General features: G+C 62.8%; 18 protein-coding genes. 9 read left to right on the forward strand and 9 right to left on the reverse strand.

Annotated features, from left to right (window positions below):
- Positions 1 to 14: 14 nt before the first annotated feature.
- Positions 15 to 1,679: a DUF1302 domain-containing protein gene (locus tag ACIQUS_RS08520; protein WP_403045451.1), complete on the reverse strand. Its 1,665-nt coding sequence runs from the start codon at positions 1,677 to 1,679 to the stop codon at positions 15 to 17.
- 190 nt (positions 1,680 to 1,869) lie between these two features.
- Here ACIQUS_RS08520 and ACIQUS_RS08525 point away from each other — a divergent pair, with 190 nt between their 5' ends.
- A complete protein-coding gene (locus tag ACIQUS_RS08525) occupies positions 1,870 to 2,439 on the forward strand; it encodes a DUF2889 domain-containing protein (RefSeq protein WP_403045454.1) in 570 nt (189 codons plus the stop codon).
- Between the two features lie 42 nt (positions 2,440 to 2,481).
- Here ACIQUS_RS08525 and ACIQUS_RS08530 read toward each other — a convergent pair whose 3' ends face one another.
- Positions 2,482 to 3,264: an enoyl-CoA hydratase/isomerase family protein gene (locus ACIQUS_RS08530; protein WP_403045456.1), complete on the reverse strand. Its 783-nt coding sequence runs from the start codon at positions 3,262 to 3,264 to the stop codon at positions 2,482 to 2,484.
- Positions 3,265 to 3,393: 129 nt separating this feature from the next.
- A complete protein-coding gene (locus tag ACIQUS_RS08535) occupies positions 3,394 to 4,287 on the reverse strand; it encodes a LysR family transcriptional regulator (protein ID WP_403045459.1) in 894 nt (297 codons plus the stop codon).
- A gap of 166 nt (positions 4,288 to 4,453) precedes the next feature.
- Here ACIQUS_RS08535 and ACIQUS_RS08540 point away from each other — a divergent pair, with 166 nt between their 5' ends.
- Entirely contained in the window at positions 4,454 to 5,617 is a 1,164-nt protein-coding gene (locus tag ACIQUS_RS08540) for an acyl-CoA dehydrogenase family protein (protein WP_403045462.1), read from the forward strand.
- A 12-nt stretch (positions 5,618 to 5,629) separates the two neighbouring features.
- Complete coding sequence (locus ACIQUS_RS08545) at positions 5,630 to 6,640, forward strand: acyl-CoA dehydrogenase family protein (protein WP_403045464.1); 1,011 nt, start codon at positions 5,630 to 5,632, stop codon at positions 6,638 to 6,640.
- A gap of 83 nt (positions 6,641 to 6,723) precedes the next feature.
- Here the strand turns inward: ACIQUS_RS08545 and ACIQUS_RS08550 are convergent, their stop codons facing one another.
- From ACIQUS_RS08550 to ACIQUS_RS08560, 3 genes are read right to left on the reverse strand one after another with little or no spacing between them, the layout of a single operon-like run.
- On the reverse strand, positions 6,724 to 7,809 hold the full coding sequence (locus ACIQUS_RS08550; RefSeq protein WP_403045467.1) for an alpha/beta fold hydrolase: 1,086 nt from the start codon (positions 7,807 to 7,809) through the stop codon (positions 6,724 to 6,726).
- Positions 7,793 to 8,299, reverse strand: coding sequence for a hypothetical protein (locus ACIQUS_RS08555; RefSeq protein ID WP_403045469.1), 507 nt, complete (start codon positions 8,297 to 8,299; stop codon positions 7,793 to 7,795). Before ACIQUS_RS08555 ends, ACIQUS_RS08550 begins: the two co-directional genes overlap by 17 nt.
- A gap of 50 nt (positions 8,300 to 8,349) precedes the next feature.
- On the reverse strand, positions 8,350 to 9,699 hold the full coding sequence (locus ACIQUS_RS08560; protein WP_403045472.1) for an alpha/beta hydrolase: 1,350 nt from the start codon (positions 9,697 to 9,699) through the stop codon (positions 8,350 to 8,352).
- Between the two features lie 215 nt (positions 9,700 to 9,914).
- Here ACIQUS_RS08560 and ACIQUS_RS08565 point away from each other — a divergent pair, with 215 nt between their 5' ends.
- Genes ACIQUS_RS08565 through ACIQUS_RS08580 form a run of 4 tightly spaced genes read left to right on the forward strand, consistent with a single transcriptional unit; the run spans position 9,915 to position 14,738 of the window.
- Positions 9,915 to 11,102, forward strand: coding sequence for a lipid-transfer protein (locus tag ACIQUS_RS08565; protein ID WP_403045475.1), 1,188 nt, complete (start codon positions 9,915 to 9,917; stop codon positions 11,100 to 11,102).
- Positions 11,103 to 11,134: 32 nt separating this feature from the next.
- On the forward strand, positions 11,135 to 11,962 hold the full coding sequence (locus ACIQUS_RS08570; RefSeq protein ID WP_403045477.1) for an SDR family NAD(P)-dependent oxidoreductase: 828 nt from the start codon (positions 11,135 to 11,137) through the stop codon (positions 11,960 to 11,962).
- Between the two features lie 57 nt (positions 11,963 to 12,019).
- On the forward strand, positions 12,020 to 13,588 hold the full coding sequence (locus tag ACIQUS_RS08575; protein WP_403045480.1) for a long-chain-fatty-acid--CoA ligase: 1,569 nt from the start codon (positions 12,020 to 12,022) through the stop codon (positions 13,586 to 13,588).
- A gap of 13 nt (positions 13,589 to 13,601) precedes the next feature.
- A complete protein-coding gene (locus ACIQUS_RS08580) occupies positions 13,602 to 14,738 on the forward strand; it encodes a CaiB/BaiF CoA transferase family protein (RefSeq protein ID WP_403045482.1) in 1,137 nt (378 codons plus the stop codon).
- 47 nt (positions 14,739 to 14,785) lie between these two features.
- On the opposite strand, the gene ACIQUS_RS08585 is transcribed toward ACIQUS_RS08580, so the two are convergent.
- Positions 14,786 to 17,539 carry a LuxR C-terminal-related transcriptional regulator gene (locus tag ACIQUS_RS08585; protein WP_403045485.1) on the reverse strand — a complete coding sequence of 918 codons (2,754 nt, stop codon included), beginning with the start codon at positions 17,537 to 17,539 and terminating at the stop codon, positions 14,786 to 14,788.
- Positions 17,540 to 17,761: 222 nt separating this feature from the next.
- On the opposite strand from ACIQUS_RS08585, the gene ACIQUS_RS08590 reads away from it, so the two are divergent.
- Positions 17,762 to 19,183: an aldehyde dehydrogenase family protein gene (locus tag ACIQUS_RS08590; RefSeq protein WP_403045487.1), complete on the forward strand. Its 1,422-nt coding sequence runs from the start codon at positions 17,762 to 17,764 to the stop codon at positions 19,181 to 19,183.
- Positions 19,184 to 19,238: 55 nt separating this feature from the next.
- Here ACIQUS_RS08590 and ACIQUS_RS08595 read toward each other — a convergent pair whose 3' ends face one another.
- Positions 19,239 to 20,378 (reverse strand): acyl-CoA dehydrogenase family protein, encoded by a 1,140-nt coding sequence (locus tag ACIQUS_RS08595; protein ID WP_403045490.1) that lies wholly within the window; start codon positions 20,376 to 20,378, stop codon positions 19,239 to 19,241.
- A gap of 217 nt (positions 20,379 to 20,595) precedes the next feature.
- Between ACIQUS_RS08595 and ACIQUS_RS08600 the strand changes: the two genes are divergently transcribed.
- Complete coding sequence (locus tag ACIQUS_RS08600) at positions 20,596 to 21,576, forward strand: NAD(P)H-dependent flavin oxidoreductase (RefSeq protein WP_403046105.1); 981 nt, start codon at positions 20,596 to 20,598, stop codon at positions 21,574 to 21,576.
- A 42-nt stretch (positions 21,577 to 21,618) separates the two neighbouring features.
- Here ACIQUS_RS08600 and ACIQUS_RS08605 read toward each other — a convergent pair whose 3' ends face one another.
- Positions 21,619 to 23,310 (reverse strand): AMP-binding protein, encoded by a 1,692-nt coding sequence (locus ACIQUS_RS08605; RefSeq protein ID WP_403045492.1) that lies wholly within the window; start codon positions 23,308 to 23,310, stop codon positions 21,619 to 21,621.
- Between the last annotated feature and the right edge of the window lie 8 nt (positions 23,311 to 23,318).

A 23,318-nucleotide genomic window follows, 5' to 3' on the forward strand; every position in this document is an offset into this window, starting at 1 on the left:
AAAGTCCTCGCCACTTACAAGGTGGTCTTGAAGGTCAGGGTAATGAGCCCGCGGTCCTTGAGGATCGCGTTGGTGCCGTTGTTGGCGGTGACGGCACCATTGGCGCCCTTGTCCACATCGCCGAAGAAGTCGACATATTTGAGGTCGAAGCGGTACTGGCTCAGGTAGTCCAGGCCCACGCCCACCGAATAGCTGCCGGTGCCTTGGTTACCGCCGGAGGTGACGGCCGAGTTGTTGTGCAGGCCCTGGGCAAAGCTGACGGGCAGTGACAGGTCGCCACCGGGGAACACCTGGAACCAGGTCGGGGTGAAGTTCAGGGCCAGGGCCAGCGCGCCTTTCTCGGCCTGGTCAACGGCGGTGTAGCCGTCCCGGCCTTTGAACACGGCTTCGTTCTGGGTGACCTTGGTCCAGCTGTTCCAGGTCAGTTCCGCCGAATAGGCTGCGGTGTCATAGATCGATGAGGTCCCCATGCTGCCGACGGCGTTGACCAGTGCATGCACCGTGTTACCGCGCGCACCTGGGGTATCGTCTGGCAACGCGCCTGCGGGCAGGATGATCGCCGAACTGACCAGCGGCATGTTGGTGCGGTAGCTCACTTCCGCGCCAACGCTCACGTCCCCGACCAGGCCCGAAACGCTGAGGCCATACAGATCGATATCATCGCCATAGCCAAAGCCGAAGCGTGCAGGCTGGCCGACAGCGGCGGGGAGCTGCTGGTACACCTGAGGCAATTTGTCGGTGAAGTTGCGGTAATAGGCACCGAACGTCACGCTTTGCAGCACTTCAGGCGTCCAGCGAACCGCCAGGCCCCAGTCGCCATGGTTATCCCTGAGAATGTCCTTGCCGCGTACGGCGGCCACCCGGTTGGGGGCTACCAGGCTTTCAGCGCCATTGAGCAGTACGTCCTGGGCACCGAAGTAGGTCCCGGCCTCAGGCAGCTGCATGGATTCCCAGTCGAAGAAGTACTGAGTGGCAATGGAAAAGGTGTCGGTGATCTGCGCCTGGGCCGACATTTGTGACTGCGGACGGAACAGCTCTTTGGCCTCGATACCCGGTGAGGCCTGGGCCTTGCCCAGGTCCAGGGCGTTCTGGCTGTAGGAAACGCCGTTGATCGAACCACCTGTCAGCAGCGCTTCACCCCAGGCCACCGAGTGCTGGCCGGCTTTGAGGTTGATCGGAATGTCGCCGGCTTCCACACGCCCGAAAACAAAGGCATCGAGAATCTCGCCGGACGGGCCGTTGTAGTAACGATCGGCGTAATTGCTCAGCCCCAGGGCCTGACGACCATTTTTCAGGTGGTTGGAGGTGGCGACATTGGTGTTGTCCAGATTCTCATACGCCTGGTCGTACCAGCCTGCGGCACTCAGGCGCGCACCGTAGTACTGGCGGAAGACAACATCCGCTTCGCTGAGGATGTCCAGGCGATTGGTGACGATACCGCGTTCGAAGTTGCGGTCGCCGTCATCCAGGTTCGGGTTGCCGAGAATCGAATCGTCCTGCTTTTCGACGCGGTAACCCAGGTTATAGCGAAAGGTGTTGTCCCAACGTACGCGCAGGTCCGGGTTTCCCGTGTCGAACTCGAATGCCTGGACATTTTGCAGCATGCCTGCACAGAGAGTCGCCCATGCGACGCCGAGGGCGAGCGCGGTGCGTTTGTGCTTGAAAACGGCGGTATTCATCGCTACTCCACTTCTTATCATTGTTATTGAACGGCAACGACACTCCTGGCCGCGGCAGACAGGCGCCGGTGGAGCTCATGGCAAGGATTTACGAACGTGGCGCCGAGTAACCCCCCCAGATATTGGTGGGGGGCATGGCGTCCCGGGCGCTGGGATCATGGGCTTTCCCGACCAAGGCTGGAGCTTGCCAATGCCTGCTGAACACGCACACCAACGCAAACTGCTGCACACACGCCGGATCGTGTGCACAGGCTATGAACGAGAAAATGGCTTGTATGAAATAGAAGGGCATTTGCAGGACATCAGCGCCGATGCCACTGAGCTTCTGTACCGCGACCTCGAGGCCGGCGGTGTGATCCACGACATGCGCCTGAACCTGACCTTTGATGCGCAGTTACTGATCCATGACGCCCATGCCCACATCGACGCATCACCGACGCCGTTTTGCGCCGACATCCAGCAGCGTTATGAACAGTTGGTGGGGCAACGCATGGTCCCAGGCTTTACCCACACGGTGAAACGCCTGTTCGGCGCCACTAACGGTTGCACGCACCTGAGCGAGTTACTTGGCCCGATTGCCACGACCGCCTACCAGACGCTGTTTGCCGTGCAGCGTGAAAACCACGGGCGCCGCAAGCCTCTGCCGGACACGCCGTGGCTGCTGCCCAAACCTGCGACAGTCGGCAGTTGCCATGCCTTGCGCGCAGAGGGGCCTGTGGCTGAAATCCTCTGGCCACTGGAGCGACGCCTGAATAAATGACCGTATGGCCTGGCACGCGGGGCGCGACCAGGCCTTGCTGTGTCAGGCACCGACGAAGTGGGGGTCACGGCGCTCGGCAGCAGCCTTGTTGCCTTCGACGAAATCGTCGGTGGCCACCTGCCACTGTTGCTCCGAAGCTTCGCGGTCGAGGATCGCCTCAACCGCATCAGCCAGTCCCATACGCAGCGTTTCACGGCTGGACATCACCGCCAGCGGCGCCGAGAGGGCAATCTCCGCCGCCAGTTCGCGGGCTGCCTGACGCTCGCATCCTGGCTCGGCAAGCACGTCGGCAAGACCAATGCGCAGCGCTTCACGTCCGTTGATGCGCCGCCCGGTGGCGATCAACAGTGACGCCATTTGCACCCCAACCAAACGCGGCAGGGTAACGGAAAGGCCAAAGCCCTGGTGAATACCCAGGCGATTGAAATTGGCAGAGAAACGCGCCTTTTCACTGGTGACGCGAAAATCACCAACCATGGCCAGGCCCAGCCCACCGCCAATGGCCGCACCTTCGACCACAACGATCAGCGGCTTGCGGGTACGAAACAGCTGCACCGCCTGTTGGTACAAGGCGCGCGGCAGCGCAGGGTCGAACGTTGTTGCACCACCGGAAAAATCTGCGCCAGCGCAGAAGGTTGGCCCGTCCGCCTGGAGGATCACCACGCGGCAGTGCGCCTGCTGATCCAGATAGTTCAGCGCACTGACCATATCGCTGATCAGTTCCTTGTCGAAAAAGTTCAGCGGTGGGCGGTTGAAGGTCAGGGTGGCGATGTGGCCTTGCAGGTCGAGGGCAAGGCCGCGACCGGGAACGAAAGAGGTGGACATAAGCATTCCAGAACCGGGTTGGGAGGTCTGGCGCAGTTTACGTCAGCGCTTGAGGGGCGCTGATTGCGTTTTCGTATGGGCCGAGACACGCAACGAATCGCCCGCGGCCATGGGCTGCTCAGACCCGGTTCATGGTGCCACCACCTGCAGCGCATGCTCGCGAAAATTACGCGCAGCCGCCGAGTGGGATTCAGTCTGCATGACCAGGGCGATGCCCGACAACAGCCGCGACGACAGCCCGCTGAGTGCGATCACGCGCAACTCGGGCCCCACGTAACGGGCCGCCGAGGTCGGCACCAGGGCGATGCCCAGACCGCTTTCGACCAGGCCCAGAATGGTCGACAGCTGGGCCGCCTGCTGCGCGATGTGCGGCTCGATGCCTGCCTCCTCGAAGGCCCGGAGCGTCAGCGCGTGCATGGCTGGCGAGCGTTGCGCGGAACTGATGATGAACGGTTGGTCGGCCAGTTCCGCCAGGGTCAGTGTGGCCTTCGATGCCAGCACCGAATCGTGGCGCACAGCCAGGGCCAGGGGTTCTTGTTGCAGCAGCGTGAGCTGCAGGTTCGGCGCACTGGGAATCGGATGGCGCACCAGCGCAACATCCAGCTCATGCGCCTGCAGCCGATCGAGCAAGGCGCCGCCGTCGCCTTCTTCGAGGATCAGCTCCACGTGCGGGTAGCGCTGGCGAAAACTGCGCAGGATCGCCGGCATCAGGGCAAAGGCCGCCGAGCCAACGAAACCCACGCGCAACTGGCCATGATCGCCGGCTTCGGATTCCCGTGCGGCGCGCCGCATCTCTTCGACGAAAAACAGCGCGCTTCTGGCGTTGCGCAGCACTGCGTCGCCGGCCTGGGTCAGGCGCAGGCCGCTGGGCAGGCGCTCGAACAACAGTATGCCGAGTTCTTCCTCAAGTTTCTTGATGGACGTCGAGAGCGGTGGCTGCGTCATGTTCAGCTGTTCGGCAGCCCGGTGAAAATTGAGGGTTTCGGCGAGCACGAGCGCCTGTTTGAGCTGACGGAGTTCCATGGTGGGGCTCGCTGCAAGGGATGAACTGAAGGGGAATGCGTGGCGCGAATCGGCCGATCCGAAAGTGGAATTGGACGCCCCCTGGCACGGCGCAAATTATGACATGCCCCCGCGTGCAAGCTGTATCGCTGCGCGGACAATCCCTGAAAATAAAACGAGAGAGATCATGAGCTCGATCCTTTCCCCGCTCAATCTGGCCGCAGTGCCCGCGCAGGACGAAGCATTGCGCGAGCCGATCCGGGCCTTTTTGCGCGATGCGCTGAACGACGTCCCGATGGTCATGCGTGCCCGTGGCGTGTGTGAAGCCGACCCGCACTTCAGCCGCAAACTCGCCGAACAAAAACTGATCGGCCTGTGCCTGCCCGCCGAACATGGTGGCGGTGGGCGCAGTTATTTTTCCCGCTTCGTGCTGGTTGAAGAGCTGTTGATCCAAGGCGCACCTGCCGCCGCACACTGGGTCAATGACCGCCAGACCGGGCCGTTGCTGCTGCGTTTCGGCAGCCCCGCGCAACGCGATTACTTCATGCCGCGCATGCTGGCCAGCGAGGTGTTCTTCTGCATTGGCATGAGCGAACCGGATACCGGTTCCGACCTTGCCAGCGTGCGCACGCGCGCCGTGCGCACCGAAGATGGCCGCTGGCGCCTCAATGGCCGCAAGATCTGGACCTCCAACGGCCACTACTCGCATTACATGTGCGCCCTGGTGCGTACCTCCGGCAGCCTTGAAGACCGTCACAAGGGCCTGTCGCAGATGATCGTCGACCTGTCCTTGCCAGGCGTTACCGTCCGCCCGATCAAGGACCTGGCCGATGACGAACATTTTTGCGAGGTGCTGTTCGAAGACGTCCTGCTGCCGGCCGATGCCCTGATTGGCGAGGAGGGTTCAGGGTTCAAGCAGGTCACCTCCGAGCTGTCTTACGAGCGAAGCGGCCCCGACCGCATCTACTCGGCCATGGTACTGATCGAAGGTTGGCTCGCCGAGCTGCGCAGCATCGACAACCCGGGTATGGCCGTGACCGCGTTGCTGGGTCGGATCGCCGGGCGCCTGGCGGTACTGCGGGGCATGTCGCTGGCGGTGGCGCACAAGCTGGATCGGGGCGAGCACGTAGACCTGGAGGCTGCGCTGGTCAAGGACCTGGGCACTGAATTCGAGCAAGCGGTGCCCGGCTGGATCGCCCAAGCGCTGGAACTGACCCACGACCACCCACCGTCGGCCGCACTGCGTGAAACGCTGGCCTACATCACCCAGATCTGCCCGAGCTTCTCGCTGCGCGGCGGCACCCGGCAGATTCTGCGCGGCATCATCGCCCGCGGCCTTGGCCTTCGTTGATTGGGAACTACCATGACTGACAGTATTTTTGATGGTTTCGAGCGCGCACTGCTCGACCTTTGCCCGCTGGAGCGCCTGCGCGAGCAGGAACAACCCGAAGCGGCGGCTGCACTGTGGGCGCAGATCGACGCCCTGGGTTACACCGACGCCCTGATCAGCGAGGCATGCGATGGCGCCGGTCTTTCGCTGACCACGGTATTCGAGTTGCTGTTTACGGCCGGCAAAGCGGGCCTGAGCCAGCCTTTGGGTGAAACAGCGATGGCACGTGCGCTACTGGCGGATGCCGGGTATGAGAACGACAACGCGTGCGTGGCCCTGGCCAAGGCCCGGGAGGGTGGCGAGGGGATCGTTTGTAACGATGTGCCCGGTGCCATGCTCGCTGAGCGCGTACTGGTACAGTGGCAAGGCGAGTGGTTGCTACTCGATCGTGCCGATGCCCAGGTCACCCCGGGGGCGTACCGCCGCCGGGCCTCGGCCTCGCTGCACTGGCGCTCGGCACAACCGGCTCGCTTTCGTTTCCAGCGTCCGGAAGTGGACGCCGAGGCCTTGTGCAATGCACTGCATGCCGCAGCCATGGCCGGTGCCATGGAGCGGGTGCTGGAACTGGCCGTTGAGTACGCCAACGACCGCCGCCAGTTCGGTCGCCCGATCAGCCAGTTCCAGGCCGTGCAGCAGGAACTGGCGGTGCTCGCCGAACAAGCGGCGTCTGCAGCGCTGGCGGCGCGGATGGGGTGTGTCGGGTCGGGCTACTTGCCGGATCGCCTGCTGGCTGCCACGGCCAAGTTGCGTGCGTGTGAGGCGGCAACCCGGGTTGCGGCGATCGGCCATGCCGTGCTGGGCGCCATTGGCATCACCGAAGAGCACCCACTGGGTTTGTATACCGCGCGCTTGCATGAATGGCGCATGGCACCGGGCAGTGAAGTGCGTTGCGCCCAGGTGCTGGGGCAAGCGGTATTGGCTGCGCCGCAGTCGTCGCTGTTCGACTTCGTCCGCACCCACCTTGCGCCGGGTGAGGTAGCCTGATGGTAGGAGCGGGCTTGCCCCGCGATTGCGATGTGCCAGGCATATCGCATCGCGGGGCAAGCTCGCTCCCACCTAGATCAACACTACACCGAACGCGGCGCCAGCCATTGGTCCAGGCGCGGCCACATGCGCGTACTGGCCGCAGGACCTGCCACCAGGCTCACATGCCCACCGGGTAGCACCAACTCTTCCTTGTCTGTGGACGCCGCCTTGGCCACCAGCGGTGCTGCGCACGCCGGCGGGACCAGGGAGTCGAACTGCGCGACCACGTGCAGCAGAGACGCCTGGATGTGCTCCAGGTTCACCGCTTTGCCGCCGATCACCAGGCCACCCTTGAGCAGGCTGTTCTTGACCACCAGCTCCTGCAGGAACTGGGCGCTGAATGCACCCGGCAACGGCAAGGTTTCCGCATCGAAGCGGGCCATCATGCGGTGAGCCTTCACATAGCGCTCGTTCCACATGTTGTCCCACAGCCGCAAGCGACTGACGACGCGGGACGCCGGGCGGTGCAGGTCGATGGCCCGCAGAATCACCTGGCCTGGCAGCAGCCCGTTGCCGTCGACCAACGTTTCGATATCCAGCGGTGTGTTTTCCAGCAATGGACCGAAGAACATCTTGCTGAAGTCGACCGGCATGGTGAAGCACACCAGGTTTTTCACCGGCCCCTTTGGATGCAGCGCGGTATACAGGCTCGCCAGCACGGCGCCCAGGCAATAACCCACCAGGGTAACCTCTTGCACACCTGTATCGGCCTGGACGCGCTCGATGCAGGTGGGAATGAAGTCCAGGACATAGTCCTCGAGCTTCAAGGTGCTTTCACTGGCCCGCGGCGCATTCCAGTTGATCACGTAGACGTCGTAGCCCCGGCCCAGGAGAAACTCGAACAGACTCTGCCCGGGCGTAAGGTCGAAGATGTCGGCGTTATGGGTAACCGGCATCACGAACAACAGCGGTACCCGGTAGATTTCCCGGGCCGTCGGCTGATAGTGATACAGCGATAACGTACCGCGTCGATGGAGCAGGGTGCGGGCGCTTGCCCCCACCGGAGGCGGTGGTGTGCCGAAGTACTCGATGCCGTTGAGCCGGCGTTGCAGCGACTGCCCGAGCTCGCTGCGCAGCCGCTGTACCAGGCCGGTGCCGTCAGGTTTGCGCTCAAAGAGCGATGGCATGGTCGTCGGACTCCTTGAGCGGCAGTTGCGGCTCTGCTAACGCTTGCACAGTTGCCTGCGGCAGTGGCTTTGGCTTGGCCTTGGCGGTGGTGCTGGCCGGGCGCTTGGCTGTAGCGCGCTTTACCCCCTGGGGCGCTACTGCTTCGGCGGCGTCTGGCGCCGGTCGACGGCTGCGCTCCGGGCGCTGGGGGCGGGCAGGCTTGGCCGATTCGGGCAGCAGCAGGTCGAGCTTGTCTTCGACCCGCTGTACGGCGGCGGCAATGGTTTCGACTTCATGGCGGGAGGGCAGCGCCAGGTGGCGGTAAACCGATACCAGGGACTGTTCCGATACATGCCGGGCACCGAGGGCCAGCCGCGAGATCCCCAACAAGGTGCGGGCCATGTAAGGGGAGTCGGCATGCCGGGTGGCCAAAGCGTTAGCGCCTTGCTCCAGGCGGTTCAAGGACTCGCGATACAGCTTGAACGGGTCAGGAATCAACGAAAGGATCATAACGTCTCCATACAGGTTGCAAGATTGAGGGTTGGGTGAATCAGCATCGCTCACGCATCGGTTGCGCTGGCGGGGTAGGTTTGCTCGGCGTTGATGCGCGAAAGCCGACCGGCAATGGCACGGCGCAGCAGGCCAAGTGGCTTGAGCACAGGTTTGAAGACATTGGCGCAGACCCGCGCCAGGCGAGGGGACAGCAGGTGTAGGAGCGTGTGGCTCCAGCCTTCGCTGGCCACCCAGGCGGCCAGGGTGTAGCTGGCCACTTCACCGGCGGTGTGGCCCAGGGGAACCTGGCAATCGAGCGACTGGTCGACCACCTCGAGGGTGCGGTCCAGCGGGGCCTGGTCGGCGAACGCCAGTGCCAATGCCTCGCCGATGCGCTGCAGGGCATCGCGGCTGGCTGCGAGTACGGCGTCAAAATTGAGGAAACCGTGGAACTGTCCGCCGTAATGCAGCGATTGCACGGCGACCCCGGCGGCCCGCAAGCGCATGCCGTAGTCCAGGCCGTCGTCTCGCAGCGGGTCGAAGCCGGCGCTGACGATGATGGCCGGCGGCAAGCCGCGCAGGTCGGCGCTGCGCCGCGGCGAAAACCACGGATCAGTCAGGTCCAGGGTTTGCATCGACGTGCCGAGGTAGCCTTCGAGGGTCTGGATCACTTCCTCGGTCAGCAGGTAATTGCCGTGAATGTTCTGTTCATAGGAAGGGAATCTGCCCACCAGTTCGGTAGCGGGGTATACCAGCACCTGGGCCAATAGCGGCGGGCCATCCACGTGTTGCACCTGCTGGGCCACCGCCGCCGCCAGGTTGCCGCCGGCCGAGTCGCCGCCTACGGCCAGGCGGGTGGTGTCGATACCAAGCGCTGCGCCATTGGCTGCCACCCACGATAGCGCTGCCATGGCGTCTTCACGGCTGGCGGCGATGTCATGCTCAGGCGCCAGGCGGTAACGCACAGCGATGGTGATGCAGTCGGCACTCAGGGCCAGATTGCGGCAGATCGCGTCGGCCGTGTCCAAATCGCCCACCACGAAGCCGCCACCGAAGTACCAGACCAGGGCAGGCTGCGCAGCGTCCGACTTTTTCGGGTAGTACAGGCGTAGGGTAATCGGGCCGTTGGGTCCCTCTATCTCTAGCTCGTGAGTGTGTGCAACGGCAGGTCGGCGGCCCAGAGCCAGGGCCGACAGCCGCGCACTTTGGCGCAAGTTTTCAAGTGAAATCAGTTTCGCCGATGAGCGCGGCGACACATTGACCATGCGTAGAAACGCCCTGGCTTCACGATCGGGTTCAGGTGCCCGTAGTACCTGAGGTAGCCCCAAGCCCGGGAAAAGACATTCGACCTGACCCGCCGCCGCGTAGTCGGATCGCTGGTTGCTTTGCGTTGCCGGGGGTTCCCGGTGGGTAGTCATGCGCCGCTCCTTGTGTACTGACCTTGGTTGCGTTTCGGCGCTGAGGTTAGTAACGCCCGGTTACAACATCGCCTACCCAAGGTGGGTGGCAGGGCGCTGGGCCGGGATGGCGCCCTGCATCCCCCACCCACTCTGGGCAGGCGTAGGCGCGGCCGGGTTGCGCAACGATGGTGGTCATCCGCGCAGAGGGTGCGCGCAACGACCTGGAGTCCCCAATGTCACAAAAAACCTGTGTTGCCGGCGTCGGCATGATTCCGTTTACCAAACCCGGTGCCAGCCCCACCTACATTGCGATGGGCGCCGAAGCCACGCGCCTGGCGCTCAAGGATGCCGGCCTGGACTACCGACTGGTGCAGCAAGCCTATGTGGGTTATGTCTATGGCGACTCCACCTGCGGCCAGTCGGCGCTCTATGAAGTCGGCGTGTCCGGCATTCCCATCGTCAACGTCAACAACAACTGCTCCACCGGCTCCAGCGCACTGTTCCTGGCTCGCCAGGCAGTAGAAAGCGGCGCTGTGGAGTGCGCCCTGGCGCTGGGCTTCGAGCAGATGCAACCGGGCGCCCTGGGTTCGAACTGGAGTGACCGTCCCGAAGCGATGGGCAAGCACCTGGACATCGCCGCGCAACTCAATGCCGATGCCACGAGCGTGCCGATGGCCTTGAAGCTGTTTGGTGGCGCCGGACGCGAGCACATGAACACCTACGGCACGCGCCTGGAAACCTTCGCTGCGATTCGCGCCAAGGCCAGCCGCCATGCCGCCAACAACCCGTTGGCGCTGTTTCGCAAGGTGCTCACCACCGACGACGTGATGAACGATCCGGTGGTCTGGCCCGGCGTGATGACCCGCTCGATGGCCTGCCCGCCGACTTGCGGTGCGGCGGCGGCGATCATTTGCTCCGAAGCCTTCGCGAAAAAGCAAGGCCTGCGTACTGACGTGGTGGTCCTGGCACAGTCGATGACCACCGATGCGGCACTGTCCTTCGAACCCAAGTCGATGATCCAGGTGGTTGGCTTCGACATGGCCCAGCGCGCCGCCGGCCAGGTGTATGAGCAGGCAGGCGTCGGCCCGCAGGACATCCGCGTGGTGGAACTGCATGACTGCTTTGCCCACAACGAACTGCTGACCTACGAATCGCTGGGGCTGTGCCCGGTGGGCGAAGCCGAGCGTTTTGTCATGGATGGCGACAACAGTTATGGCGGCCGGGTGGTCACCAACCCGTCCGGCGGCCTGCTTTCCAAGGGCCATCCGCTAGGCGCCACGGGCCTTGCGCAGTGCTACGAGCTGACCCGGCAACTGCGTGGCACCGCAGGTTTCACCCAGGTCGAAGGGGTCAACCTGGCGCTGCAGCACAACCTCGGCCTGGGCGGCTCGTGCGTCGTCACCCTGTATGGCCGCAACTGATCCCGATTCCCCCCTGAACAAGGAACAACGCTATGAACAAGCTTGAAGGTAAAGTCGCCCTGCTCACCGGCTCCGGCCGCGGTATTGGTCGGGAAGTCGCGTTGCAGCTGGCCGCCTATGGCGCGAGGATCGTGGTCAATGACCTGGACAGCGCACCGGCCGAACAAGTAGTTGCCGAGATTCGCGCCGCCGGCGGCGACGCCGTGGCGTGCGCGGGTAGCGTTACCGCGGTGGATTTCCCTGAGCGCTTCGTCAAGACCGCGCTCGACAGTTTTGGCGGCATCGACATCATCGTCAACAACGCTGGCTACACCTGGGACACCGTCATCCAGAAGATGACCGACGAGCAGTGGTACGCCATCCTCGACTGCCACCTGAGCGCACCGTTTCGGATTCTGCGCGCCGCCCAGCCGGTATTCAGCGCCGTCGCCAAGCAGGAGGCCGCCGAAGGCCGCGAAGTCATGCGCAAGGTCGTCAATATTTCCTCGGTGGCCGCCGGTGGCAACCCGGGACAGGCTAACTATTCCGCGGCCAAGGCCGGCATCCTCGGTATGACCAAGACCCTGGCCAAGGAGTGGGGACGCCTGAAAGTCTGCGTCAATGCCGTTGCCTTCGGCCATATCGAAACCCGCCTGACCCAGCCACTGGCCGGTGAAGTCAAGACCGTCAGCATCGAAGGCCGGGAAATCAAAGTCGGCATCAGCGATGAACTGGTGGCCGCTGCCAAGACCATGATCCCGCTGGGGCGCCCGGGCACGCCAAAAGAAGCCGCGGGTGCCGTGGTGATGCTGTGCCTGCCGGAAGCCGACTATGTGTCCGGCCAAACCGTGATCTGCGGTGGCGGCTTCGGTTCGGTCTGAGCCGGTCGAGCCGCGTTTGCAAGGCACTTGCCGACAACAATAATAAAGGAGGTAGAGATGTACATCACCCAGGCGCTGCACCGTCATCTGCAGCATCGCCCGCATGTCACGGCGATTCGCGACCAGGGTCGCAGCGTTACCTTTGGCCAACTCGCACACCGGGTCTCGCGCCTGGCCGGTGCCCTGAAAAACCTGGGCGTCGCTGCCGGTGACCGGGTGGCCATGCTGTCGCTCAACTCGTCACGCTACATCGAATACTACATGGTCGTTCCGTGGGCCGATGCGGTCCTCAACCCGGTGAATATCCGCTGGAGCGTTGCAGAGATCGTCTACTCCTTGGACGACTCGCAAACGACTGTACTGATCGTCGACGATACCTTCGCGGCGCTCGGGCAGACGATCTTGGCTGAGGCCAGGACATTGCGCACGCTGATCTATGCGGGCGAGGGCGAAACCCCGGCAGGTATGCTCAACTACGAAGCGCTGATCCAGGGCAGTGAAGCGGTCGAAGACGCCCGGCGCGGTGGCGACTCATTGCTGGGCATTTTCTACACCGGCGGTACCACCGGCTTTCCCAAGGGGGTGATGCTCAGCCACAACAACCTCGGTTTTTGTGCGCTCAGTGCTGTGGGCAGTGGCCGCCTGGCGGCGAACTCGGCGTTTTTGCACGTGATGCCGATGTTCCACCTGGCCGACTTCTCGGCCATGTTGGGCCTGATGTTCAGCGGCGGTACCCACGTGGTTCTACCCGGTTTCGCACCCCAGGCAGTCATGGAAACCATCGCCGCCGAACGCGTCACCGAAACCCTGCTGGCGCCGACCATGATCCAGATGCTCCTGGACACCCGCGAGGCCAACCCGGCCCTGGCCACGCTGGACCTGAGCTCCTTGACCGGACTGGTTTACGGGGCTTCGCCCATTACCCCTGCGTTGCTCGAACGCACCCGTACTGCATTCGCCCGTGCGCAATTGTCCCAGGGGTATGGCATGACCGAACTGGGGCCGCTGGCCACCACCCTGGCTGCCCAGTACCACTGCGCCGAGCACCAGCAGAGCGGCAAGATGTATTCGGTCGGCTTGCCGGACCTGTGCGTGGAAGTACGTATCGTCGATGCTGACGATAATGAAGTGCCGCGCGGTACCGTGGGTGAGATCGTGGTCAAGGGGCCGAACGTCATGCTCGGTTACTGGAACCGCCCCGAAGCGACCGCTGAGGCCCTGCGCAACGGCTGGATGCACACCGGCGATGGTGGCTATATGGACGAGGACGGCTTTACCTACATTTGCGACCGCCTCAAGGACATGATCGTCAGCGGCGGAGAGAACATCTATTCGGCTGAAGTGGAGACGGCGATCAGTAGCCACGCGGCGGTGGCCCAGTGCGCAGTGATCGGTATACCGTGCGATCGTTGGGGCGAGGCCGTGCATGCGGTGATTGTGCTCAAGCCAGGTGTGGCGCTGACGAATGAACAAGTGATCGCTCATTGCCGTGAACGAATTGCAGGCTACAAATCACCGCGTAGCGTGGAATTCCGTCAGGCATTGCCGCTCTCGAGTATCGGCAAGGTACTCAAGGCCGAGTTGCGCAAACCGTTCTGGGCCGGGCGTGACAGTGGCGTTGCCTGAGGTGCCGGGCCATATGAACAAGGGAGAACGCACGATGCTGTCGGGAATCAAGGTTGTGGAGATCTGCGGGCTCGGGCCGGGGCCGTTCTGTGCCATGCACCTGGCCGACCTGGGCGCCCAGGTCATTGCGGTGGAACGCGGCGGTAGCCGCTCGCTGACTGGGGCGGCCAGCTTGCCGAAGAATCCGCTCAATCGCGGCAAGCGCTCGGTGGTCATCGACCTCAAGACCGACGAGGGCCGCGAGATGGTGCTCAAGCTGATCGAAGGCGCCGATGCACTGATCGAAGGCATGCGCCCAGGGGTTATGGAGCGCCTGGGGCTGGGGCCGGAAGTGTGTCAGGCGCGCAACCCCAAGTTGGTCTATGGCCGTATGACCGGTTGGGGCCAGCACGGGCCGCTGGCACATGCCGCCGGTCACGACAACAACTACATCGCCCTGTCGGGCGCGATGTACTACAGCGGCACGGAGGGGGAGGCGCCATCGCCACCGATCACCATGATCGGCGATATCGGCGGTGGCGCGCTGTACCTGGCGGTAGGCTTGCTGTCGGGCATTCTCAATGCCCGTCAGACCGGCAAGGGCACTGTGGTGGATGCAGCAATCGTCGATGGCTCGGCGCATATGCTGCAACTGCTGGGCTCGCTGGAAGCCGGTGGCATGATCAGCGAACAACGGGGTAAAAGCGTGCATGACGGTTCGCAGTTCTATGCGACCTACCGCTGCGCCGATGGGTTGTATGTGACGGTCGGTTCAATGGAGCCGCAGTTTTATGCGCTGCTGCTGGAAAAACTCGGTCTGCAGGACGAGCCGGCGTTCGCCGTGCAGTGGGACCAGGCGCGTTGGCCGCAGATGCGCACGCAACTCGCCGAGGTCTTCAGCACGCGTACTCGCGCCGAGTGGTGTGCACTGATGGAAGGCACCGACGTGTGCTTTGCCCCGGTGCTCAGCCCGAGCGAAGCGGCGGCTCACCCGCACATGGCCGCCCGTGGCGTTTACTTCGAGCGTGATGGTCTGCGCCAGGCGGCGCCGGCACCGCGTTTCGATGGCCAGTTGGTCGACCCACGGCCGGTGCCGCTGCGCGGCGAGCACAGCGAGGCGGTGATGGCCGCCCTGCAAAGCGGTGATCCTGGCACTGCCTGGGACTGCTGATTGACTACGCCCCTCGCTGACCGGCCAGGGGCGTTTTGCTGTACGGCTCAGCCGTTGGGATCAATCGGCTTGGCAATCTGGTCGCGCCATTTGGCGATCGCCTCGTCGCGACCGGTCACGCGCAGTTTGATGAACAGGTTGCGCAGATGCCATTTGACCGTTTCCGGCGACACATTGAGGATGCGCGCAATCTTCTTGTTGGTCATGGCCTGGGCCATCAACTGCAATACCTCCGATTCCCGTTCGCTGAGCGGCTTGGTTGCCATCGCTGCACCGGGCGCGGCCAGCGGCGCAGGCTGGGCGGCGGCAAGCAGGCGCTGAATGTAAAAGCTCAGCACCGGATCAGGCGGCAATTGCTCGAGCAACGCCTGCAGCACGCCCGGCATTTGCTGGGAGGCATCGAGCACGCTGCGTACAAGGCCCAAACGGTGGCCCATGCGCAGTGCATCGAGGAGTTGCTCGCGTGCCAGCGCCTCATTACCGCACCCGCGTTCGGCCAACGCCAGTTGCAGGCGCAGGGTGGTCACCAACGGACAGCGGCCGTGGGCCTGCACGTGGGTGATCAACGTGCGTAGCAGACAGGCGGCTTTGCTGTAGTCCAGGCGATACAGGTGCAGGGTGATTTGCGCGCGAATTGCCAGCTGCTGAATGACCAAAGGCACGCCGCGCTCGACTGCGCCATGGCGGGCGGCCAGCGCGTTGAGCCGGGTGGCCAGCTGTTCGGCTTGCACCGACTGGTTTTTCTGCACCGCCCAGTTCAAACGGGTGAACAGGCTCCACGCGATCAACCGCTCCAGGCCATAGCGCTGTGCGTGTTCTTCCAGACGGTCGAGGTACGCTTGCGCCTCGAGCTTGCGCCCCATCAACCAATGGCTGTTAGCCAGCGTCAGCAGGCCCAACAATACGCCACCGGGTAGGGAGGCGCGTTCCAGGGCGTCCTGGCGTGGTTCGAGCAGACGGCAGGCCTCGCTGATGTTGTTCTGTTCGTACAAGGTCGTGGCCAGGAGCGTGGTGGCGCTCAGGGTGGCAGTAATCATGCTGTCACCGAAGGCCTGAGCTTCCGTCAACACCAACCGACAGATATGGTCCGCTTCACTGATACGGCCTTCCACAATCAGCGAAGCGCCCTGGATGCAACGCCCGATCAGTGTGCGCCGCGGCGAGGTGCCAAGCCTGTCGCCTTCTGTAAGAAGTTGGCGCATGTGGGTGTAGTTGCCGGTGTACATGCACAACCAGCCAAGCAGCGATGCACGCCCGGTGAGCACCGCATCGTTAGCGTCTGCAGGGATGCTTTCAAGTGCTGGCAGCAGTTGCCAGACCGTTTCGGTGTCGTCGAGCTGCATCGCTAGCACGCCGCGATTGACCAGCAAGGTTTCGCATTGATGGCGGGTCAGCCGGTGGGTATTGGCCTGCAAGTAATCGATGATCTGCTGTGCTTCATTGAAATTGCACGAAAACAGGTGCAGTTGCAGGATCACCAATTGCAGGCCGAAACGCTCGCGGATCTGCTCCAGCGGCAGCTTGCGCAGCAGGTTGGGCAAATAGCTGAGCGAACCGCGGGTCATCAGGTCTTGAGCGCAGGCCTCGACGATATCGGCGGCGGCCTCGACTTCACCTGCCAGCAACGCATGGCGTACCGCTTCATCGACATGCCCACGGTCGAAGAACCAGTCGCGCGCCTGGGCGTGCAAGTGTTGCTGTTCTGCCTGAGGCAGGGCGTTGACGCGTGCGCGCAAGACTTCGCGCAACAGCGGGTGCAGGCGATACCAGGTTTCCCGGTCATGACTTTTGACCTGGGTGATGAACAGGTTGTTGGCATCCAGGCGGGTTAGCTGGTTCATCATCCAGGCCAGGGCATGGGGCTTGTTCATCAGGCGCGTGCACAAGGCGGCGCAGAACCGGTTGCAGATGGACGTGCGGGTGAGCAACTCGAGGTCGGCGGGCGCTAGACGCACCAGGACTTCCCGCTCGAAAAACTGCGCAAAGGTACTGGCGTCGCGCAGCTCGGTGAAGCTGCTGGGTATGTCCCGGCGCGATTTCAGGTCGATGGCGAACAGTTGCAGGCCGGCCGCCCAGCCGTCGGTCAGTTCATGCAGGGTCTGGGCATCGCGTTTGTTGATCTGCCCCAGGTGCTCGCGCAAGAAGTGTTCCGACTCTTCGGCTGAAAAGCGCAGATCCTGCAGGCTCAGTTCGCTGAGCTGGCCCAGTGAGCGCAAACGTCCCAGGGGCAGGGCTGCGGGCAGGGCCGTGCGAGAGCCGAGCACCAGATGCAGGTTGGCCGGCGCGTAGTCGAGCAACCAGCCCAGTGCTTTGACAATGCCCGGGTCGTTCAGGTGATGCACATCATCGAGCACCAGCAACAGTTCACGCTCGCGCTGGGCAATGCCCTGCACCAGCAGGATGATCCAGTGTTCCAGGGCGTGTTCGTCCAGATCCCGACCCAGCAGCAGGGCCGCTTCGCGGGTCATGTCGACATCGATCTCGCTCAGGGCGGCCAGCAGGCAATGTGACAGGCGCATGGGCTCATCGTCGTCACTGGTCACCGAAAGCCAGGCCACATCGTAATTAAGTGCCATCAGCTCGCGCCGCCAGGTCAGCAGGGTGCTGGTCTTGCCACTCCCGGCCGGGCCCTGGATCACCACGCAACGCTGTTTGCGCGCGTCCATCAGGCGTGCCATTAGCGCCACCCTCGGCATCAGGTAGCGGGCACCGCGTGGCGGTATCACTTTGGTGTCGGGAATGACCTGCAGTTGGCGATTCGCAGGCAGGTGGCGTTCACCATGTACAGGGATGTCGGGCATGTTCAGGAAGCGTTCCGCTCAATCTTATTGTTATCCGGAGTTTAAGCCCGCAAGCACGGTAGTTCCGATTCAATTTTTGTATGGGTCGAGATACCGCAAGTATCAGCTTCAGACAAGCACCCCTACCCATTATGGGGTGCTACGCCCTTTATAGATGTCGAACAGGCTGTGCTCCCTGATTCCGGCCGACCGACGGCCACCTTGACCCTTGGAGACATTCCCGTGCACCAGCTGAACCAGTTCTACATTGATGGCCAATGGGTCGCACCCGCACCGGGTGCGCAGACGATGGAGATCGTCAATCCCGCTACCGAAGCGGTGATCGGTACGCTGTCCCTGGGCACCGAAGAGGATGTGCAGCGCGCTGTGGCCGCTGCGCGCAAGGCGTTCGCCGATTGGTCGCTGACCGACCGCGAAGAACGTTTGGCGCTGTTGCGCCGCGTACAGGAGCTGTACCAGGCGCGGCAAGGGGACATCGCCCAGGCGATTCATGAGGAAATTGGCGCACCACAATGGCTGGCCTCCGGCCACCAGGCGCCTCTCGGACTTTATAGCTTGCAGGCGGCGATCAGCGCACTGAAGGAAATCGAATTCAGCAAACAGATCGGCAACACCGAAGTGGTGAGTGAAGCCATCGGTGTCGCCGCCTTGCTGACGCCGTGGAACTGGCCGGCAGGTACCCTGGTCGCCAAAGTGGCCTTTGCCTTGGCGGCCGGCTGCACGGTAGTGCTCAAACCATCGGAATTCGCCCCGCTGGATGCGCGGGTGTTTGCCGAGATTCTGCATGAGGCGGGTGTACCAACGGGTGTCTTCAACATGGTCTACGGTGCAGGCCCGGTAGTGGGGGCGGCATTGGCGCGCCATCCTGAGGTTGACGTGATTTCCTTGACCGGCTCGACTCGCGCAGGCGTCGAAGTGTCGACAGCGGCCGCGAAAACGGTCAAGCGAGTACTGCTGGAACTGGGCGGCAAGTCGCCGAATGTAATTCTCGACGACGCCGACCTGCCCGCTGCGGTGAAGGATGGGGTGATCAACGTGATGATCAACTCCGGTCAGACCTGCGTTGCGCCGACCCGTATGCTGGTGCCGCGCGCGCTGCAGGAGCAGGTCAAGGCCATCGCAGCGGCGGTGGTGGCCGCCATGCCCGTCGGCGACCCCACGATCTCCGGCAACAAGGTCGGCGCGATGGCCAACCGCACACAGTTCGAAAAAGTCCAGCAGATGATTGCCATCGGCATCGAAGAGGGCGGGCAACTGGTGGCCGGTGGCGTGGGCTTGCCGGAAGGTGTTACCCAGGGCTATTTCGTTCGGCCGACGGTGTTTGCCGATATCAGCAATGACGCCACCATCGCCCGTGAAGAGATTTTCGGCCCGGTGTTGACGATCATTCCCTACGACAGTGAAGAGGAGGCCATTGCCATTGCCAATGACTCACCTTACGGCCTGGCCGCCTATGTCTGGTCAGACAATCCTCGTCGCGCGCGCCGCGTAGCAGGCTGCCTGCGTGCAGGCACAGTACGCATCAACGGCGCAGTTACCGACCCGCGTGCGCCGTTCGGTGGCTATAAGCAATCGGGCAATGGCCGTGAACTGGGTGTTTATGGCCTGCACGAATACCTTGAGCTGAAATCCATCGCACTCTGAACGTAAAAGCCGCCAGGGGTCTGACACCCTCTGGCGGCTTTTGCAGCTTGCAGCTTTAGAGCTTGCGCGCGATCAGCTCGCGCTGTACTTCGTTGCTGCCGCCAACCACGCGCGCCACACGCAGGTCGACAAAGGCGCGGGCGATCGGGTACTCGAGCATGTAACCGTAACCGCCGTGCAGCTGGACCATGTCGTCCAGGTGTTTCCACAGGGTTTCGGAGGCGTACAACTTGGCCAGCGCCGCCTCCTCGACGGTCAGTTTGCGGCGCATGTGTTCGCCAATGTAGTAGTCGACCAGGGTGCGCACCGCCACCGAGGCGGCCTTGGCATCGGCAAGCTTGAATTTGGTGTTCTGGAAGTCCCAGATCGTCTGGCCGAACGCCTTGCGCTCCTTGACGTATTCCAGGGTGGTTTCGATCAGGCGTTCGAACTGCGCAGCCTGGCCGATGGCAATGAACAGGCGCTCCTGGGGCAGCTCCTGCATCAGGTAGATAAAGCCCTGGCCTTCTTCGCCAAGCAGGTTGCTGACCGGTACGCGCACGTTGTCGAAAAACAGCTCGCCGGTATCGGAAGCCGGCTGGCCGACCTTTTCCAGCTTGCGTCCGCGGGAAAAGCCGAGGCGCTCGGTTTCTACCACGATCAGGCTGACACCCTTGGCCCCCAGGGAGGAATCGGTTTTGCAGGCCAGCACCACCATGTCGCAGTTGAAGGCGTTGCTGATGAAGGTCTTGCTGCCGTTGATGACGTACTCGTCACCCTCACGCACGGCAGTGGTACGCATGGCTTTGAGGTCGGAGCCGCCGCCGGGCTCGGTCATGGCCACGGCAAGAATGGTCTTGCCTGCGCAGATGTCCGGCAGCCATCGGTGTTTCTGCGCTTCGGTACCCAGGCGAACGATGTACTGGGCGACGATGTCCGAGTGCAGGCTGAAGCCAACACCGGAAACGCCAGCGCGGCACATTTCTTCGCCAATGACGGCGGCATGACCGAAGTCACCGCCGCCACCGCCGTACTGCTCCGGCACGGTGGTGCAGAGCATGCCTTCGCGGCCGGCCTTGAGCCAGGTTTCACGGTCGACCTGGCCGGCTTTGTCCCATTCGGCTTGGCGGGGCAGGCATTCGCGCTCGAAAAAGCGCCGGGCGGTTTCGCGCAGCATTTCGTGGTCTTCGCGAAAGATAGTGCGGTGAACTTGCATCGAGTGCTCCCGTTTAGAGACAGGGATGGAGGAAGTTTTTAATCCTGTCGCTTGTTCATGCACCCGACTCCTCCCCACAGTGGGGAGGGGCACAGGCGCACCTAGCGCGCCACCCGCTTCGGGGTGCGTGCAGGTGTCCGGGGTTCGTGCAAGCTGCTTGATCGGGCTTGGCCCGATAGGTGTGAACGCCGCGCCTGAACTTCAGGAGCTTGAATGGATGAAAACCCGAATCACAGAACGCCTCGGCATCCGCTATCCGATCGTCGAAGGCGGCATGCAATGGGTCGGACGTGCCGAACTGGCGGCTGCCATCTCCAATGCGGGCGCCCTGGGCATGGTCACCGCGCGCACCCAGCCAACACCGGAGCACTTGCTGGCTGAAATCGGCAAGACTCGCACCCTGACCGACAAACCCTTTGGGGTGAACCTGACCTTGTCTTTCAAGGGAAACCAGGACATGGACTATGGGCAATGGATCGACGCAATTGCCGAGGGCGGGGTGAAGATTGTTGAAACCGCGGGCAACAGGCCCGATGGTGTGATCGATCAGCTCAAGGCATACGGCATCACGGTGATCCACAAATGCACCTCGGTACGCCATGCCCTGAGTGCTGAACGGGCCGGGGTGGATATCATTTCCATCGACGGCTTCGAGGCTGCAGGTCATCCCGGGGAGAACGACACCTCGGCGCTGGTCATCATTCCTGCAGTACGCCGTCAGTTACAGGTGCCGATCCTCGCCTCGGGTGGCATCGCTGACGGGCGTGGCATGGCGGCGGCACTGGCACTGGGTGCCGATGGGGTGAACATGGGCACACGCTTCATGTTGACACGCGAATGCGCAATCCACCCCAACATCAAAAAGGCCTTGCTGGCGGCGTGTGAGCTAGACACCACCTTGATCCAGCGGGCGATAAAACGTACCGGCCGTTACTTTACCAATGCCGTTTCGACAGAGATCGCGGCCCTGGAAGGGCGAGTTGGCGGCGCCCGGTATGAGGACACCAAGCACTTGCTCTCGGGCGCCCGCGGCAAGGCGGGGCTGGAGTCGGGCGAAGTGCATTACGGTCTGATCTGTGCCAGTCAGGTGATAGGCATGATCGACGACATTCCCGGTTGCGAGGAACTGGTGCAGCGCATGGTCGCGGACTGCCGCCAGCATTTGCAGGAAACATTGAAGTTGTTTGACGCGCACTGAAATGCGCAGAGCAGGCCCGATGTGGGGCATCGGGCCCGCTGTTCAACCAGCGAGCGCCTCACGCAGGGCATGGTCACGCTTGTCCTGTTCGCGTTGCAGGTCACGCCAGAGCGCTTTGCCGGTATGGGTTTTGGGCAGGCTATCAACAAACTCGACGATACGCGGCACCTTGTAGGCGGCCATGCAACTGCGGGCCCATTCGCTGATCTGCGCTTGCTCTACCGTGCCCCGGGCAGCTGGGCGCAACACGATCAGCGCTTTCACGGTTTCGCCGCGCTTGGCATCAAAGGCGCTGATCACGCAGGCCTCCTGTACCGCCGGGTGGCCGTAGAGTGCGGTTTCGACTTCTGCTGGCCAGACCTTGAAGCCGGCGGCATTGATCATGCGCTTGAGGCGGTCGGTAATGTAGAAGTAGCCGTCTTCGTCGTAGTAGCCAATGTCGCCACTGCGCAAAAACGCTTTACCTTCGATTTCAATAAAAGCGTCGCGGCTGGCCTGAGGATTGTTCCAGTAGCCGGCAAATACCGTTGGCGCATGAGTGACAATTTCCCCGCACTGATTGACCCCCAGCTCCCGTCCGGTATCGGGATCGATAACCCGCGAATCGACGTTGATCTGCGCGATGCCGCCACATTGACGGCGAGCGGCCTGCGGTGGGTTGCAGTGGGTGCCACCGCAGGACTCGGTCATGCCGTAGCCTTCAATAAAGGGTACGCCCAGGCGCCGTTCAACTTCTGCAGCCAGCGCCTCTGGCATTGCCGTGGCACCGCCAAAGACCAGACGTACCGAGGACAGATCGCGGTGGTCTATATCGGATTGGGCGAACAGCTCCGCGATCATTGGCGTGACCACGCCCAGGCTGGTGATGCGCAAGCGTTCGATCAAGGTCAGTACGGTTTGAGCGTTCCAACGCGACAGCATCACCAGAGGGGTGCCGGTCAACATGGCCTGGTTCATCAGCCCCATACCGGACAGGTGATTTAGCGGCAACACCGCCAGGGCCACCGGATTACTTCCTTCGTTCATCCACACAGCGCGTTGTTGCGCGGCAAGAATCAGGTTGCGGTGGCTAAGCATGGCGCCCTTGGGTTTGCCGGTAGTACCAGAGGTGTAGCCGAGGATCGCAAGATCGCGACCGCCGTTGTGGGGGGCTTCGGCGGTGAGCCCTGCAGCCAGTGCATCGGTGAACGGGTGCAGGCTGGGGTGCGGTATGTGGCGGGCGGGCTCACGGACGAAGTCCGGAATGTCCTCGTCGAGGCTGTCAACGAAGTGACTTGACGCGCAAGTGACACACGCCTGGAGGCGACCGTCGTCCAGCAGGGGTAGGGCATTTGCCAGCAACTCCTGGCTCGCGATCAGCACCCGAGCGTCAGCATCGCGGGTGTAGTGGCCAATTTCTTCGCCTGTGCTCATCGGGTTCATGGCCACGACGACGGCGTCACAGCGCAGAATTGCATAATAGGCGATCACGAACTGCGGACAGTTCTGCATCAGCAGCAATACGCGATCGCCACGCTTCACGTTTAGACGCTGTTGCAGATAGCCGGCCAAACGCTGGCTGGCTTGGTGCAGTTGGCGATAGCTGAGTCGTGCGCCGTAGAAATGGATGGCGGTGCTTTCCGGGGTCGCTCGAGCACTGGCTTGCAGCAAACTGAACAGGTGATTCTCGGGAATATCCAGGGTATGCGGTACGCCTTCAGGCCAGTGGGCGTAATGGCGGGTCAATCGGGGCATGGTGAGCA

The organism is Pseudomonas sp. NPDC090755, from assembly GCF_044769005.1.
GTDB lineage: Bacteria > Pseudomonadota > Gammaproteobacteria > Pseudomonadales > Pseudomonadaceae > Aquipseudomonas.